Origin of the sequence: Microbacterium sp. No. 7 (assembly GCF_001314225.1) — a bacterium.
Lineage (GTDB): Bacteria > Actinomycetota > Actinomycetes > Actinomycetales > Microbacteriaceae > Microbacterium.
Genome location: NZ_CP012697.1, coordinates 4553116 through 4569037 on the forward strand (window position 1 = coordinate 4553116; position 15922 = coordinate 4569037).

Below are 15922 nucleotides of genomic sequence, written 5' to 3' on the forward strand. Positions count from 1 at the left end.
TCAGTACCTCACCCTCGGGTCGATGAAGGCGGCGACGATGTCGACGACGAAGTTGGTCACGGCCACGATGATCGCGATCATCGCGACGATGCCCTGCACGGCGACGAAGTCGCGGGCGGCGAGGTAGGCGGCCAGCTGGAACCCGAGCCCCTTCCACTCGAAGGTCGTCTCGGTGAGCACGGCGCCGCCGAGCATGAGCGCGATCTGCAGGCCGATGACGGTGATGATCGGGATGAGCGCGGGCTTGAACGCGTGCGTGCGCACGAGCCGCGGCTCCGAGACGCCCCGCGAGCGGGCCGCGTCGATGTAGGGCATGTTGTAGGTGCCGATGACGTTGGTGCGCACGAGCCGCAGGAAGATGCCGGCCGTGAGCAGGCCCAGCGTGACCGCGGGCAGCACGGCGTGCGCGAGCACGTCGCCGACGTAGGCCGCGTTGCCCGATGCGATCGCGTCGATGAGGTAGATGCCCGTGCCGCCCTCGCGGTTCAGCGCGATCTCGGTGCGCACGTTCGCGCGGCCCGACACGGGCAGCCAGCCGAGCCATACGGCGAAGACGAGCTTGCCGACGAGGCCGGAGAAGAACACGGGGGTCGCGTAGAAGAGGATCGCGCCGACGCGCAGCAGGGCGTCGGGCCAGCGGTCGCGCAGCGCCGCGGCGACCATGCCGAGCGGGATGCCGACGATGAACGCGACGATGAGCGAGTAGAACACCAGCTCGAACGTCGCCCCGCCGTAGGTGAGCAGCACCTGCGTGACGGGCTGGTTGTCGGTGATCGTCGTGCCGAAGTTGAGGGTGAGGATCTGTCCGAGGTACTCGAAGTACTGGATGATCACGGGCCGGTCGTAGCCCGCCTCGTGGATGCGCTGGGCCAGCTGGTCGGCGGGCAGCCGGCCGCCCAGCGCCGCCGTGATGGGGTCGCCCGTGAGGCGGATGAGGAAGAAGACGAGCGTGACGAGGATCAGCACCGTCGGGATCATGAGCAGGAACCGCACCAGAATGTAGCGGCCGAGCGACCCGCCGCTCGCGCGGCCGCGTCTCGCGGATGCCGGATGCGGGCCGGGCGGGGCCAGGGCGACGTCACTCGTCATGGATGAATCCTCGGGGAGACGTCCCCGGCCGTCGAGCGTGACACGCTCGACGGCCGGGGATCGGCGCGGCTACTTCGTGACAGGGGCGAAGCGCAGCTTGAACGACGCGTCGAGGATCACGCCATCGACGTCGGTTCCGGCCACGGCCACCTGGGCGCCCTGCAGGAAGGGCAGCGTCGACAGGTCGCCCGCGACGAGCTCCTGGATCTTCTCGATCTCCGCCGTGCGCTGGGCCGGGTCGGTCTCGACCGCCTGCTGCAGGATGAGGTCGTTGACCTCCTGGTTCTCGTAGTGGTTGCCCAGGAAGTTGTTGATCAGGAAGAACGGCGTGAGGTAGTTGTCGGCGTCGGAGTAGTCCGGGAACCATCCGAGCTGGTACGCCGGGTACACGTCGGCCGTGCGGTCCTTGGCGTACTGCACCCACTCGGTCGACTTGAGGTCGACCGTGAACAGGCCGTCGGCCTCCAGCTGCGCCTTGACCAGGGCGTACTCGTCGCCCGACGAGGGTCCGTAGTGGTCGGGGCTGTACTGCAGGCTCAGCGCCACGGGGGTCGTGACGCCCGCCGCCTCGAGACGTGCCTTCGCCTTCGCGGCATCCGGTCCGCCGTCGCCGTCACCGTAGAGGCCCTTGAGCGCCTCGGTCGCTCCCGCGAAGCCCTCGGGGACGTACGAGTAGAGCGGCGTGTAGGTGCCCTTGTAGACCTGCTCCGAGATCTCGTCGCGGTCGATGAGGTCGGCGATCGCCTGGCGCACGGCGAGGGCCTCGGCCGGGTCGGCCTCGGCGGTCGTCGCACCGTACGGCTGCGTGTTGAAGTTGAACACGATGTAGCGGATCTCGCCGCCGGGGCCGTCGACGACCTTGACGCTGTCGTTGCCCTGCAGGTCGGCGACGTCGGTCGCCGACAGGCTGCGGTAGGCCACGTCGATGTCGCCCTGCTGCACCGCGAGCTTGAGGTTCGACGACTCGGCGAAGTAGCTGAGGATCACGCCGCCGTTCTCGGCGGGGTCGAGCAGGCCCTGGTAGTTCTCGTTGGGCGTGAACTCGACCGACTTGTTGAAGTCCCACGCGGTGATCGCGTACGGACCGCCGAAGGCGTTCGCGTCCACGATGTCCTTGTCGGGCGTGACGGCGTCGGCCGAGAAGACCTCCTCGTCGACGATCGCGCCGGGGAAGCTCGTGAGGATGAATGGGAAGACCTGGTCGTTCTCGGTCTTCAGGTGGAACACGACCGTCGTGTCGTCGGGCGTCTCGACGCTGTCGAGGTTGTAGAGCAGGCTCGACGCGCCGTTGGGGTCGGCGATCTTCAGGTTGCGCTCGAACGAGAACTTCACGTCCGACGAGGTGAGGTCGTTGCCGTTGGCCCACTTGAGGCCCGCGGGCAGCTTCACCGTGTACTCGGTGGGTGACGTGAACTCGGCCGACTCGGCCAGGTCGGGCACGACCTCGGTGCTGTTGTAGTCGGTGTTGACCAGGTAGGGGAAGACCTGGATCTGCACCGCGAGCGATCCGTTGTCGTACGAGCCGGCGGGGTCGAGCGTCGTGACCTTGTCGGTCGTGCCGACGATGATCGGCTCGCCCGACGCCGACGATCCGCCGTCGGTGCCGCCGCCGTCGGTCGCGGTGTTGCCGCCACCGCCGCCGCAGCCGGCGAGAAGGATGGCCGACGCGCCGAGCGCGCCGATCGTGAGGCCCAGACGGCCCCGGTGGGTGTTGCGCAGTGACATATGTACTACCTCTGCAGTGGAACGAAGGCCCCGTCGGTGGGCGGGCCCAAACCGACATCTTCCTCCCGGCGTCGCGGAAAACGCACAGCGCCACCGTTTTGTAACGAGAATGCAACCGTCGCCGAGTTTCTTGGACCCCGCCCACAATCGCGCGGGACGCGGATGCCGCGGTCGGTGCCCCCGCGGCTACTCGCCGAGGACGCCCTTCGTCAGCGTCGCGAAGCGCAGGCGGTACGAGGAGTCGAGCAGCACGCCCGCGACGTCGGTGCCCGCGACCGCGACCTGCTGCAGCTGCAGCAGCGGCACGACGGGCAGGTCTTCGGCGAGCAGCTTCTGCACGTCCTCGATCTGCGTCACGCGCGCGACCGGGTCGGTCTCGCGCGCCTGCTCGCGCAGGAGGTCGTTGACGCCCCAGTAGTCGTAGCCGTTGCCCAGCACGTTCTCGGCGAGGAAGAGCGGACGCAGGTAGTGGTCGGCATCCGGGATCACGGGGCCCCAGCCGAGCTGGTAGACGGGCGGCTTCTCATCGGCGACCACGCCGTGCGATCCGTCGGTCGCGACGAGCTCGACGTCGAACAGGCCCGACGCCTCGAGCTGCGTCTCGATGAGGGCGAACTCCTCGCCCGCGACCTGGCCGTAGCGCTCGGGACTGAAGTACAGACGGATCGCGACGGGGATGTCGAGGTCTGCCTCGTCGAGCCGGCGCGCGGCCTGCTCGACGTCGGGACCGCCGTCGCCGTCGCCGTAGCGCGGCATGAGCACGTCGAACGAGCCCTCGAGCCCCACCGGCACATAGGAGTACAGCGGCGTCGCCGTGCCCTGGTACACCTGCTGCGCGATCGCCTCGCGGTCGATGACGTCGGCGACGGCCTGGCGCACCGACTGCGCGCCGAACCGGTACGCCTCGTCGGTCGACCACCCGTAGGGCTGGGTCGCGAGATCGAACACGAGCGAGCGCACCTCGCCGCCGTCGGCGCGGATCGCCTGGAAGCCGTCACGGCTCTGCAGCTCGGAGATCGCGGCGGGGCTCAGCCCGTGGAAGACGACGTCGACCTCGCGCTCCTCGAGCGCGCGCGTGAGACCGTCGGCGTCGGGGTGGACGGAGATCACGACGCCCTCGTTGGCCGGGGCGCCGGCGAGGCCCCGGTAGCCGTCGTGGGGCGCGAGCTCGATCGACGTGCCGTCGCCCCACGAGGAGATCGTGTACGGGCCGCCGAAGGCGCCGGCGTCCACGATCGCCTGGTCGGGGGTCACGGCGTCGAACGCGAAGACCTCCTCGTCGACGATCGCGCCGGGGAAGCTCGCGAGCACCTGCGGGAAGAGCGGATCGTCGCTGTTCTTCAGGTGGAAGACGACGGTCGTCTCGTCGGGGGCGTCGATCCAGTCGAGGTTGCCGAGCATGTGCGCGGGCCCGCCCGGGGCGGCGATCTGCAGCATCCGCTCGAACGAGAACTTGACGTCGGAGGAGGTCAGCGCGTTGCCGTTGGCCCACGTGAGCCCCGCGGGAAGGCGCACCGTGTACTCGTCGTCGTCGGTGAACTCGGCCGACTCGGCGAGGTCGGGCACCGGCGTCGTGCTGCTGTAGGGCACGCCCAGGAGATACGGGAACACCTGCGACTGCACGGCGTACGACGCGCGGTCCTGCGCCGCCGCCGGGTCGAGCGCCGTCACCCGCTCGGTCGTGCCGATGAGCACGCGCGGATCGACCGGCACGCTGTCGGTGCTCTCGACCGGCTCGGGCACGGACTCCTCGCCCCCGCATCCGGCCAGCAGCGCCGTCGACAGAGCGAGCACGGCGACGACACCGATGCGGCCACGGCCGCGGGTGCGCAGTGACATATGGTTCCCCCCACAGTCAGACGAACGGCGCCGTCGACAGACAGCCCCAACCTCCCATTCTTCCTGCTCCCACGCGCACCACGCGTCACATTAACGCTTTGTAACCCGACCGCAACCGCCCCGCGGGGCTCGGCGGAGATCAGCGGCGGTCGGCGCGCAGCACGGCGCGCACGCGGCGGTCGAGCTCGTCGAGCTCACCCAGCACGTCGGGGGCGGCCCAGACGCGGTCGCGCTTGCGGCCGGTGATCTCGGTGAGCACGCCCGCCTGCACCATCCGGTCGAGGGCCGCGTACACGGCGGCCGGTGCCGCGTCGACCCTGCCCGGCAGCTGCGCGCTCGTCATGACGGGGTCGTCCGTGAACGTCTCGATGAGTCGCGCCGTCACGGTGCTCCGGCGGCCTCCGAGCAGTTCCGCCCACTCGGCCGGCAGCGAGCGCAGCGTCTCCATCGATCGGCGCGCCTCCACGGCCGCCACCCGGGCCGACCGCGTCACGACGGCGATGATCGGCAGGGGGTCACCGCGACGATACGCGGTGAGGGCGTCGAAGTACGCGTCGCGTTCTTCGAGCAGCCCGCTGGCGAGCGGCATGACGACGTTGCGGGCGATGCCCCGGCGGCGGAGCACGGCGCTGATGAGCGCCCTGCCGATGCGGCCGTTGCCGTCGGTGAAGGGATGGATCGACTCGAACTGCGCGTGCGCGATCGTCGCCTGCACCAGCGCGGGCATGTCGTCGCGGGCCACCCAGGAGAGCAGATCGTCGAGCAGCGAGCCGACGATCTCCGGGGGCGGCGGCACGAAGAGCGCGTCGCGCGGACTGTGATCGCTTCCCCCGATCCAGTTCTGCATGTCGCGCACGCGCCCGGCGTAAGCGGCTTCGCCGGGATCGTCGGCCATCAGGGCGCGGTGCGCATCGCACCATCGACGAGCCGGTGCAGCGCCGCGGACGCGGCGACCATGCTCGACGCACTGGCGTTCGCGCGGCTGCCGCCGAGCGCGCGCGCATAGTCCTCGGTGCTCGCGGAGATCCGCTCGATCTTCGACGACGCGACCGACTCTCCGCGCAGCAGGAAACGGGCCAGCGCCGACGACGGGGGATGCCCCCCTGCATCCGTCCTCGAGATCTCGACGACGGCCTCCTCGACGCGAGACAGGGATGCCGGATCGATCTCCGCGTCGAGCGATGCGATGAGGGGCGGGATCCAGACGTCCACGTGCCGCAGCATGCGGCCCTCACGACTGCCGCCGCGCACGCGCTGCCGCCACTCGCGCCGCTCGATCGTGTGCGCGGGCCAGGGGGAGGATGAAACAGCGTCCAGCACTATTTCAGTCTATGGCGCTTCCCTGAATCAGTGACCCGCTCACAGAGCCGACGACGACCCCGCCCACGTCCCCCGCGGCCCTCAGCCCGTCGCGAGGCCGAAGTGCTGCAGCTCGGCCTCGTCGAGCATACGCGACCGGATGAGGAAGCGCATGCCCGTGGGGCCCTCGACGCTGAAGCCGGCGCCGCGCCCGGGCACGGCGTCGATCGTGAGATGCGTGTACTTCCAGTACTCGAACTGCGCCTCCGACATGTACACCTCGATGGGGTCGTCGAGACCCACGTCGAGGTCGCCGAGCTTCACGTCGCTCGGCCCCGTGATGAACATGCCCACCGGATAGCACATGGGCGAGCTGCCGTCGCAGCACCCGCCCGACTGGTGGAACATGAGCTTGCCGTGCCGCTTCGTGAGATCGCGCAGCAACGCCGCCGCCGTCTCACTCACCGCCACCCGCGAATACCCCATCCCCATTCTCCCTTCCCTACACGTCCGCCCCCGCAGCGCCCCCGCCCCCCACCCCCCGCGCCAGCCCCCAGCCCCGCGAGAGTGCATCGGGCGGCCGAGCGAGCAGATGCCACCGGCATCCTCGGCCGCCAGATGCACTCTCGGCCGCCGAACGCACTCTCGGCGTTCGGCGGGCGAGGAGGGCGGGGTGAGCGCGCAGGCGGAGGGCGGCGGATCAGAAGAAGCCCATCGCGCCTTCGGCGTAGGACACGAGCAGGTTCTTCGTCTGCTGGTAGTGGTCGAGCATCTTGAGGTGGTTCTCGCGGCCGATGCCCGACTGCTTGTACCCGCCGAACGCGGCGTGCGCCGGGTACTGGTGGTAGGTGTTCGTCCACACGCGACCGGCCTCGATCTCTCGGCCCGCGCGATAGGCGGTGTCGCCCGACCGGCTCCACACGCCCGCACCCAGGCCGTAGAGCGTGTCGTTGGCGATCGAGATGGCGTCGGAGAAGTCGTCGAAGCTCGTGACCGAGACCACGGGCCCGAAGATCTCCTCCTGGAAGATGCGCATGTCGTTCGTGCCCTCGAACACCGTCGGGGCGACGTAGTAGCCGTCGCTCAGATCGCCGCCGAGGTCGACCCGCTCGCCGCCGGCGAGCAGCTTCGCGCCGCCCTGCTTGCCGATGTCGATGTAGGAGAGGATCTTCTCCAGCTGGTCGTTCGACGCCTGCGCGCCGATCATCGTGTTCAGGTCGAGCGGGTTGCCCTGCACGATCTTGCCGACCCGGTCGAGGCCGTCGCCGAGGAACCGGTCGTAGATCGAGCGCTGGATGAGTGCGCGCGACGGGCACGTGCAGACCTCGCCCTGGTTGAGGGCGAAGAAGGTGAATCCCTCGAGCGCCTTGTCGTAGTAGGCGTCCTTGTCGCGGGCGACGTCCTCGAAGAAGACGTTCGCGCTCTTGCCGCCGAGCTCGAGCGTGACGGGGATGAGGTTCTGCGACGCGTACTGCATGATCAGCCGGCCGGTCGTGGTCTCGCCCGTGAACGCGACCTTGCGGATGCGCTTGTGCTGCGCCAGCGGCGCGCCCGCCTCGATGCCGAACCCGTTGACGATGTTCACGACGCCCGCCGGCAGCAGGTCGCCGATGATGTCGAACAGGAACAGGATGGATGCCGGCGTCTGCTCGGCCGGCTTCAGCACGACGCAGTTGCCCGCGGCGAGCGCCGGGGCGAGCTTCCACGTGGCCATGAGGATCGGGAAGTTCCACGGGATGATCTGCCCCACGACGCCGAGCGGCTCGTGGAAGTGGTACGCGACCGTGTCCTCGTCGATCTGGCTCAGCGAGCCCTCCTGCGCGCGCAGCACGCCCGCGAAGTAGCGGAAGTGGTCGATCGCGAGGGGGATGTCGGCGGCGAGGGTCTCGCGCACGGGCTTGCCGTTCTCCCAGGTCTCGGCCACGGCGATGCGCTCGAGGTTCTGCTCGATGCGGTCGGCGATCTTGTTGAGGATGACGGCGCGCTCGGCCGGCGTCGTGCGCTTCCACGACTCGAAGGCCTTCCACGCGACGTCGACGGCGCGGTCGACGTCCTTCGACGTGCCGCGGCCCACCTCGGTGAACGGCTTGCCGGTGACGGGGGTGATGTTCTCGAAGTACTCCCCCTTGATCGGCTCGACGAACTCGCCGCCGATGTAGTGGCCGTACCGCGCGCGGTAGTCGGCCTTCGCACCGGGTTGGCCGGGAGCGGCGTAGGTGGTCGAGGGGGCTGCTTCTTCGACGATGGTCATGATGTCTCCTTCGACGTTGCATGGGACGCGCGGCGTCGGCGCCGGGCGTGTCGTCAGGCTACGCTCCGCAACGTTGCACGCGGTTGCGAGGCGCGGTCACTCCTCGTCGAGCCGCTCCAGGCGGGTGACGAGGCCGGAGCGCTTGGGCGAGCGGGCCGGCAGCATCGACAGTGCGAGGCGCAGCGCCTCCTCGTCGTCGGCCCCCGCGTCGGTGTCGGTGTAGGCGAGCAGCACGTCGACCGAGGCCTCGGCGAGCAGCGCCTCGCGCAGGGTCGTGCGCACCGTGTCGCGGAACTCCTCGACGCCCGGCGCCACGGAGTCGGGCAGCACGTCGCCGCGGTAGGCGGCGAGCGCGACGCGGTGCGCCCCGCGGCCGAGCAGCGACAGCACCTGGTGCGCGTCGGTGTCGAGCTCGGCGTCGATGCGATACGGCCGCGACTGCGGCACGAGCTCGGGGGCGTGGCGCTGCAGCGTCTTGCGCAGCCGCACGATCTCGGCCCGCAGCGTGACGGATGCCTCGGCATCCCCGTACACGAGCTCGCCGAGCCGCTCGGCCGAGACGCCCTGCCGGTGCACCGCGAGCATGAGCAGCAGCTCGGCGTGCCGCAGGCTCACCTCGGTGGTCCGCTCGGCGCCGTCGCCGGCGACCTCGAGCAGCGCCCGGTCGCGGCCGAGCACGCGCAGCGTCGCACGCGTCACGACGGGGCGGCGCGACGCACGGGGGGCGGGCGGCGTCTCGGCGCGGGCCCGCAGCCGCGCGAGCAGCAGCTCCCCCTCGACGGCGCGGGCGGTGGCATCCACGAGCAGCTGGGCCTGCGGCGTCACGGCCTGCTCGTCGCCGGTGACGTCGATGACGCCGAGCAGGCGCCGGGTCTCGGGGTCGTGCACGGGCGCCGCGGTGCACGACCACGGCTGCACGTGCCGGTTGAAGTGCTCGGCGCCGCGGATCTGCACCGACCGGTCGAGGCGCAGCGCGGTGCCCGGCGCGGTCGTGCCCACGGCGTCCTCCGACCAGTCGGTGCCGGGGACGAAGCCCATCTCGCCCGCCCGTGCGCGCAGCTCGCGATCGCCCTCGACCCACAGCAGGCGGCCCGAGGCGTCGCCGACCGCGACGACGACGCCCGACTCGCTGGGCGTGCCCGGGATGAGCAGGCCGCGGATCATGTCCATGACGTCCGCGAGCGGATGCCGGCGGCGGTACTCCTCGAGCTGCTCGGGCGTCAGCGCGACGGGCGGCGAGGCCTCGGCGCCCACGAAGGCGTCGACCGCGCGGCGCCAGGAGTCGCGCACGAGCGGGCGCACGTCGCGCAGGCGCGGATCGGCGAGGTTGCCGGCGACGAGCTCGTCGTGGGCGCGCGCGACGAGCAGGCGCGACGTCTCGGGCGAGACCCCGCGCCGTGGCATCCACGGTGACGACATGCAGGCTCCGATCGGCCGGCGTGTGCCTGACAGTCTAGGTCGGCGCGCCGCACCGCACCACGGGTCGCGCGCGCGAGGGGCCGCTCACGTGCTCGCAGGCCTCGGAGAATCCCGCGAGGCGGCGGCAACGGGATGCCGGGGCTCAGCCGCGCAGCGCGCCGTCCACGGCGGCCGTCAGCGAGAGGAAGCGGGCGTTGCCTGCGAGGTCCTCCACGAGCACGGCGGCGCCGTCGGGGCCCGCGAGCGGCACCTGCCAGTTGGGGTACTCGCGATACGTGCCGGGCTGGTTCTGCGTGCGGCGCTCGCCCACGGCGTCCACGAGCGCGACGCCCACGAGACGCGACGGCGTCTGCGCGATGAGGCGGTGCAGCGCCTCGATGACCTCCTGCTCCCCCGCGTCGGCGGAGAGCAGGCCGCGCCGCCGCAGCAGGTCGAGCATGGCCCCGCGCTCGCGCGCCGCATCGGCGAGCGCCTCGTCGACCGACTGCTCCAGCAGCCCGAGCCGGTCGCGCAGGGCGACGTGCTCGTCGGCGAGGTATCCCGCGGTCGGCGGCAGGTCGTGCGTGTTGACGGTCGCGAGCACGTCGCGCCGGTAGTGCTCGGGCGCGAGCGGACCGTCGTCGCCGTGCTCGAACCACAGCACCGACGTGCCGAGGATGCCGCGGGCGCTGAGCTCGTCGCGCACCCACGGCTCGACCGTGCCGAGGTCTTCGCCGATGATCACAGCGCCCGCGCGCAGGGCCTCGAGGGCGAGCACGCCGAGCATGGCCCGGTGGTCGTAGTTGACGAAGGTGCCCGCCGCGGGACCGTATCCCGCCGGGATGCACCACAGCCGGAAGAGCCCGATCACGTGGTCGATCCGCAGGGCCCCGGCGTGCCGCAGCAGGGTGCGCAGCATGTCGCGCACGGGCGCGTAGCCGACCTTGGCGAGGGCGTGCGGATGCCAGGGCGGCTGGCTCCAGTCCTGCCCCTGCTGGTTGTACATGTCGGGCGGGGCGCCCACCGTGAGGCCGTGCGCGTACATGCCGGCCAGCGACCAGGCATCCGATCCCAGCGGGTGCACGCCCACGGCGAGGTCGTGCATGACCCCGATGCGCATGCCCGCGGCGAGCGCGGCGGCCTGCGCGCGCTCGGCCTGCTGGTCGACGATCCACTGCAGCCACACGTGGAAGTCGACGGTCTCGGCGAGCTCCTCGCGCAGCCGCTCGACGAGCGGCGAGCCGATGTCACGCGTCTCGTCGGGCCGGTCCTCGCCCTCGAAGTGCTCCTCGAGGGCGCACCACAGCGCGAAGTCGCGCAGGGGCTGCCCCTCGCGCGCGACGAAGGCGTCGAACTCCGCCTGCCGGGCACGACTGCGGGGTGCGCCGTGGATGACCTCGAGCGCGGCGCGCTTGGCGGTCCAGGTGGCGTCGCGGTCGAGATGCGCGGCGTCGGTGTTCGCGCTCGCGACGGCCTTGCGCGCCCGCGCGACGAGCGCGCGATGCGCGGGACCGAGATAGGCGACCTCTCGGATGTCCTCGGGCCGCACGTACAGCGGTGCGAGGAAGCGCCGCGTCGTCGGCAGATAGGGCGACGGCTCGATCGGGGCCGTGACCTCGGCGGCGTGCACGGGGTTGACGAGCACGAAGTCGGCGCCGCGCTCGCCCGCGACGGCGGCCAGGTCGGCCAGGTCGGCCAGGTCGCCGAGGCCCCACGACCGTGCCGAGCGCACGGAGTAGAGCTGGGCCATGAGGCCCCAGCCGCGACCGTGCTTCTCGGGGCGCGAGGGCGGTTCGGGCAGCCGGTCGGGCGCGATCACGAGCGTGGCCGATGCGGTGCGCCCCGCCTCCTCGCCCCGGCGCTCCCACGCGTGCACGGTGTGCCAGCCGAGCGGCAGGTCGGCGGGCAGCGGGATCTCGAGGCGCCATACCCGGATGCCGTCGAGGTCGCGCGTCTCGGGCCGCTGGCCGGGCACCGGCAGGTCGACCCACTGCCCGTCCTCCAGCGCGATGGACAGATGCACGTCGTGGCCGTCGTGCACGTGCGCCGTGAGCGGACGCTCGCCCGCGCGGGTCACGAGCGACGGCGGCAGCAGCTCGCGCCACGGGGCGTCGGTCGCGTCGGCGAGGGCCGCGTCGATGAGCTCGGGAGTGCCGGCATCCACGCCCAGCGCGTCGAGCACGGCGCGCAGCGTCGACGCGGGCACGCGCACGCGTTCGCCGTAGAACGACCAGTACTCCGCCGAGACGCCGTAGGCCTCGGCGAGCGCGATCAGCGCGGGGGTCGGCTGCTCGTCGTGCGTCGTGGATGCCGCGCTCATCGTGCTCCCTTTCGTCGGGTCAATCCTGCCAGGCGCCAGCCCGTCCCGCCGCCCCGGACGCTGGCACCTCATTGCCCGCGAGAGTGCATCTGGGGGCCGAGACTGCACGCGACATCCGCATTCTCGGCGCGCAGATGCACTCTCGGGGCCGAGATGCACTCTCGGCGACGGCGGGATGGGGGCGCAGGGTGGAGCGGCGGGGCGTCAGCGCTGGATGGGCTTGTAGAGGACGAGGCCGTTGCCCTGGCTGTCGTAGCCGACGGCGCGGCGCTCGTGGGCGTCGTCGTAGGGGCCCTTGGCGATGCCGCCGCCCGCGGCGTCGAGCGCGGCGGCCACGGCATCCACGTCGTCCGTCTTGATGCCGACGACGACCTGCCCGGGGATCGGGTGGTCGATCGCGGTCGCGAGCGCGAGGGTCACGGTCCCGCCGTCGAGCGCCGCGAAGTGGTTGCCGTCGCGGAACTTGAGCGGAAAGCCGAGCGTCCCCGTGTAGAACGCGATCGACGCATCGAGATCGTCCGTCGACAGCACGATCATTCTCACCTGGTTCTCCGGCATGCGCGGCTCCTTTCGAGGTCTTCTCACGCCGAAGCTACTCCGGCCGGATGCCGCGGTGCGGCGCGCGGCGACGTGAGAAACCCCGCGGGCGCTCAGGCCCCCGACTCGGCGTACGCGAGCACGTACACCGGCACGTAGACGAGAGCGACGAGCACCGCGTGGCTCGCGACGAACGCGCCGGCCTCGAGGGCCTTGCCGCGCTGGCGGAAGTGCGTGGCCAGCTTGCGGACCATGCTCGGCGGATGCCGCACGTCCCAGCTGTTGAACCGCAGGTACCGGCCGAGGTACACGCCGACGGCGCCGAGCACGAGCACGACGCCGGCGAAGACCCAGCTGCCGGCCGGCACGCCCCGGTCGGAGGGGTCCACGACGAGGACGATGAGCGACGTCTGCACGGCGGCGAGGCTCGCGATCGCGTTCGCGATGCCCGAGATCGTGAGCGCGAGGGTCTGCACGATGTCGTACCAGAGCGGCACGGGGCTGTCCTCGACCCGATGGCTGAAGTTGAGCTCGGTGATGAGATAGACGGAGTTCGGGAAGAACAGCAGCCACACGAGCGTGCCGATGCCGACGTAGACCCACACGAGGACGGATGCCGGGGTCGCCGGCAGGTGCGTGAGGTACGGCGTGATGAGCAGCAGCCCCGCGATCGCGCCGGCCGCGAGTACGACGGGCAGGAACGAGAGGCCGATGTTGACGAGCATGGGGCGGTAGAGCGGCACCCGGTACACCGTGGAGCGCAGCACGATGAGGACCCCCGCGTACACGTTGAGCAGCACGACGCACGCGAGCGCAGTCAGAACGGCCATCCGTCGAGGGTAGCCCGGCGGCGCCGCAGAGCGGCACCGAGCGGAACAGCCAGGCCCGGGGCGGAACAGCGCCGCCCCGGCGGATCGCCCACTACCCCCCGATGGGGGGTGCCCCGGCCCCGGCTGCGCTGCTACGTTTCGCGCAGCTGCATCGCAGTCGCACCAAGGGGGTGACGAATGCCCGGACACGCCGATGTGAACCGGCCCAACGACCGCGCGTTGCTGCGCGCGCTGCTGCGGCGTCTCGCCGAGCACTCCCCCATCAACGTGCTCATGGCGGGACTCGTCGAGACCGGATCGTTCACGATCACCGAGCTCGTGGGCACCTCGACCGACAGCCTCGACCATCTGTTCGTGCGCCTCGGGGAGGGCGTCGGAGGGCGCGCCGTGGCGCACGGGCGGCCCACCCGGGTGCCCGACTACATCTCGGAGCCGTCGATCTCGCATCAGCACGACGAGGCGGTGCGACGCGAGGGCCTGCGTGCGATGGCGGCCGTGCCGGTGCAGGTCGACGGGGTGCCGCGCGCCGTGCTCTATGCGGCGACCCGCAGCGACGCGTCGCTCGGCGACGGCGTGGCCGACGACCTGCTGCGCGGCAGCCGCATGATCGGCGCCGAGCTGCGCGTGCGGGACGAGGTCGACCGGCGCGTCGCGCTGCTGCGCGGCACCGAGCCCGCGGCCGCGGAGGGCGACCACGACGCCCGGGAGGCGATCCGCGTCGCCTACGGCGAGCTGGTCGCGCTGGCCCGCGCGACCGACGACGAGGACCTCTCGGCGCGCATCCTGCAGATCGGGTCGCAGCTCATGGGCACGCCCGCCGCGCACGCGCCGGCGCTGAGCCCGCGCGAGTCGGACGTGCTGTCGCAGGTGGCGCTCGGCTGCACGTATCCCGAGGTCGCGCGGCGCCTCTCGCTGCAGCCGGGCACGGTCAAGAGCTACATGCAGACCATCATGGTCAAGCTCGGCGCGCACTCCCGGCACGAGGCGGTCGCGACCGCCCGCCGGCTGCACCTGCTGCCCTGACCGGCACCGGCACCGCGGTCGCCACCACCGCCATCGCGCGGTCGCCGTGCGGCCGTCGCACCGACGACTACCCCCGTCGGGGGGTGTGCTCCCGCACAGAGCGCGTGTGAGCATCTTCCGCAGGCCGCGGAGACCTCCGCGCACACCTCGTCGAAGGAGACGCGATGTCCACCCGAACCACACCCTCCGCACCGCCCTCGCGCACGTCGATGGGCCGCGTCGCCGCGGCCAGCACCATCGGCAGCGTGATCGAGTTCTACGACTTCATCATCTACGGCACGGCGGCCGCGCTCGTCTTCCCCGCCGTGTTCTTCCCGGCGCTCGGCACCGCCGCGGGCACGGTCGCCTCGTTCGCGACCTTCGCCGTCGCGTTCGTCGCCCGCCCGTTCGGCGCGCTGCTGTTCGGCCACTACGGCGACCGGCTGGGCCGCAAGCGCACGCTCGTCGCGACGCTGCTCATCATGGGCGGGGCGACCTTCCTCGTCGGCATCCTCCCCGACGCGAGCGTGCTCGGCGTCGCCGCGCCGATCATCCTCGTCACGCTGCGGTTCCTGCAGGGCATCGCGGTGGGCGGCGAATGGGCGGGCGCCGCGCTCATGGCGACCGAGTACGCGCCCGCGCACCGGCGCGGCCTGTGGGCGGCGTTCCCGCAGCTCGGGCCGTCGCTCGGCTTCGCGCTCGCGAGCCTGACCTTCCTCATCACCAACGTCACGCTCGGCGACCAGTCCGAGGCGTTCCTCGGCTTCGCGTGGCGCGTGCCGTTCCTGTTCAGCGCCGCCCTCGTGCTGATCGGCCTGTACATCCGGCTCAAGATCGAGGAGACGCCCGTCTTCCGCCGCGAGCAGGAGCGCCAGTCGGCGCAGGCCGCGCCGAAGCGCCTGCCGCTGTGGGAGTCGGTGCGCCGCCAGCCGCGCGAGATCCTGCTGGCCGGAGGCGCCGCCACGCTGCTGTTCGCGTTCTTCTACATCTCGACCGCGTTCCTCACGAGCTACGGCACCGCGACGCTCGGCCTCGCCCGCGTCGACGTGCTCGCGATCGGCATCGTCGGCGCGACGATGTTCGCCGTGGGCACACTGCTCGCCGGCATCCTCTCCGACCGGTTCGGCCGCAAGCCCGTCATCCTCACGTCGGTGATCATCGCCGTGCCGTGGGCGCTCGTGCTGTTCCCCGTGCTCGACGTCGGAACGCTCGGCGCGTTCGCGATCGGCCTGTCGGTCACGATGTTCATCGTCGGCGGCTCGTACGGGCCCGTCGGCTCGTACCTGCCCGAGCTGTTCGACACGCGCTACCGGTACACGGGCGCGGGCATGGCGTACAACCTCGCTGCGCTCGTCGGCGGCGGCGTCACGCCGCTCGTCGCGGCCGCGCTCGTGCCCGAGCACGGCGGCTTCGGCGTCGGCCTGCTGCTCGCCGGCGTCGCGGTGCTCAGCGTGGTCTGCACCCTCGCGCTGCGCGAGACCCGCGGCACGGCGCTCGACTCGACGCCGCACGCCGAGGTCTTCGCCGGAGTCGCGCGAGCGGATGCCGCGGCATCCCCCGTCGTCGACGACGCCCGCGCGTGACCGCGCACCAGAGCCGCCGACCCGACTCGCCGACCAGAAGCAAGGAGCC

13 protein-coding genes are annotated in these 15922 nt (G+C 71.7%); 2 read left to right on the plus strand and 11 right to left on the minus strand.

What is annotated here, in order from left to right; genetic code table 11:
- From AOA12_RS21005 to AOA12_RS21050, 11 genes are all read right to left on the minus strand, one after another.
- Entirely contained in the window at positions 1–1089 is a 1089-nt protein-coding gene (locus AOA12_RS21005) for an ABC transporter permease (protein ID WP_054686688.1), read from the minus strand.
- A 69-nt stretch (positions 1090–1158) separates the two neighbouring features.
- Entirely contained in the window at positions 1159–2814 is a 1656-nt protein-coding gene (locus AOA12_RS21010; RefSeq protein WP_054686689.1) for an ABC transporter substrate-binding protein, read from the minus strand.
- 186 nt (positions 2815–3000) lie between these two features.
- Positions 3001–4653 (minus strand): ABC transporter substrate-binding protein, encoded by a 1653-nt coding sequence (locus AOA12_RS21015; RefSeq protein WP_054686690.1) that lies wholly within the window; start codon positions 4651–4653, stop codon positions 3001–3003.
- A 139-nt stretch (positions 4654–4792) separates the two neighbouring features.
- Complete coding sequence (locus AOA12_RS21020) at positions 4793–5548, minus strand: Fic family protein (RefSeq protein WP_231637147.1); 756 nt, start codon at positions 5546–5548, stop codon at positions 4793–4795.
- Positions 5548–5973 carry a hypothetical protein gene (locus AOA12_RS23960; protein ID WP_231637148.1) on the minus strand — a complete coding sequence of 142 codons (426 nt, stop codon included), beginning with the start codon at positions 5971–5973 and terminating at the stop codon, positions 5548–5550. Before AOA12_RS23960 ends, AOA12_RS21020 begins: the two co-directional genes overlap by 1 nt.
- A gap of 81 nt (positions 5974–6054) precedes the next feature.
- Positions 6055–6444 carry a DUF779 domain-containing protein gene (locus AOA12_RS21025; RefSeq protein WP_054686691.1) on the minus strand — a complete coding sequence of 130 codons (390 nt, stop codon included), beginning with the start codon at positions 6442–6444 and terminating at the stop codon, positions 6055–6057.
- A gap of 208 nt (positions 6445–6652) precedes the next feature.
- Positions 6653–8203: an acetaldehyde dehydrogenase ExaC gene (exaC, locus tag AOA12_RS21030; RefSeq protein WP_054686692.1), complete on the minus strand. Its 1551-nt coding sequence runs from the start codon at positions 8201–8203 to the stop codon at positions 6653–6655.
- 96 nt (positions 8204–8299) lie between these two features.
- Entirely contained in the window at positions 8300–9622 is a 1323-nt protein-coding gene (locus AOA12_RS21035) for a GAF domain-containing protein (RefSeq protein ID WP_054686693.1), read from the minus strand.
- Between the two features lie 142 nt (positions 9623–9764).
- The gene (gene malQ, locus AOA12_RS21040; RefSeq protein WP_054686694.1) at positions 9765–11921 is read right to left on the minus strand and encodes a 4-alpha-glucanotransferase; all 2157 of its coding nucleotides are present in this window, start codon (positions 11919–11921) and stop codon (positions 9765–9767) included.
- Positions 11922–12125: 204 nt separating this feature from the next.
- Positions 12126–12479, minus strand: a complete 354-nt coding sequence (locus tag AOA12_RS21045) for a VOC family protein (protein WP_054686695.1) — start codon at positions 12477–12479, stop codon at positions 12126–12128.
- Positions 12480–12571: 92 nt separating this feature from the next.
- On the minus strand, positions 12572–13288 hold the full coding sequence (locus tag AOA12_RS21050; RefSeq protein WP_054686696.1) for a DUF1361 domain-containing protein: 717 nt from the start codon (positions 13286–13288) through the stop codon (positions 12572–12574).
- Positions 13289–13465: 177 nt separating this feature from the next.
- On the opposite strand from AOA12_RS21050, the gene AOA12_RS21055 reads away from it, so the two are divergent.
- Together AOA12_RS21055 and AOA12_RS21060 are read left to right on the plus strand one after the other, a co-directional pair.
- On the plus strand, positions 13466–14311 hold the full coding sequence (locus AOA12_RS21055; protein ID WP_082406441.1) for a helix-turn-helix transcriptional regulator: 846 nt from the start codon (positions 13466–13468) through the stop codon (positions 14309–14311).
- Positions 14312–14475: 164 nt separating this feature from the next.
- Positions 14476–15873, plus strand: a complete 1398-nt coding sequence (locus AOA12_RS21060) for an MFS transporter (RefSeq protein WP_082406442.1) — start codon at positions 14476–14478, stop codon at positions 15871–15873.
- Positions 15874–15922 lie beyond the last annotated feature (49 nt).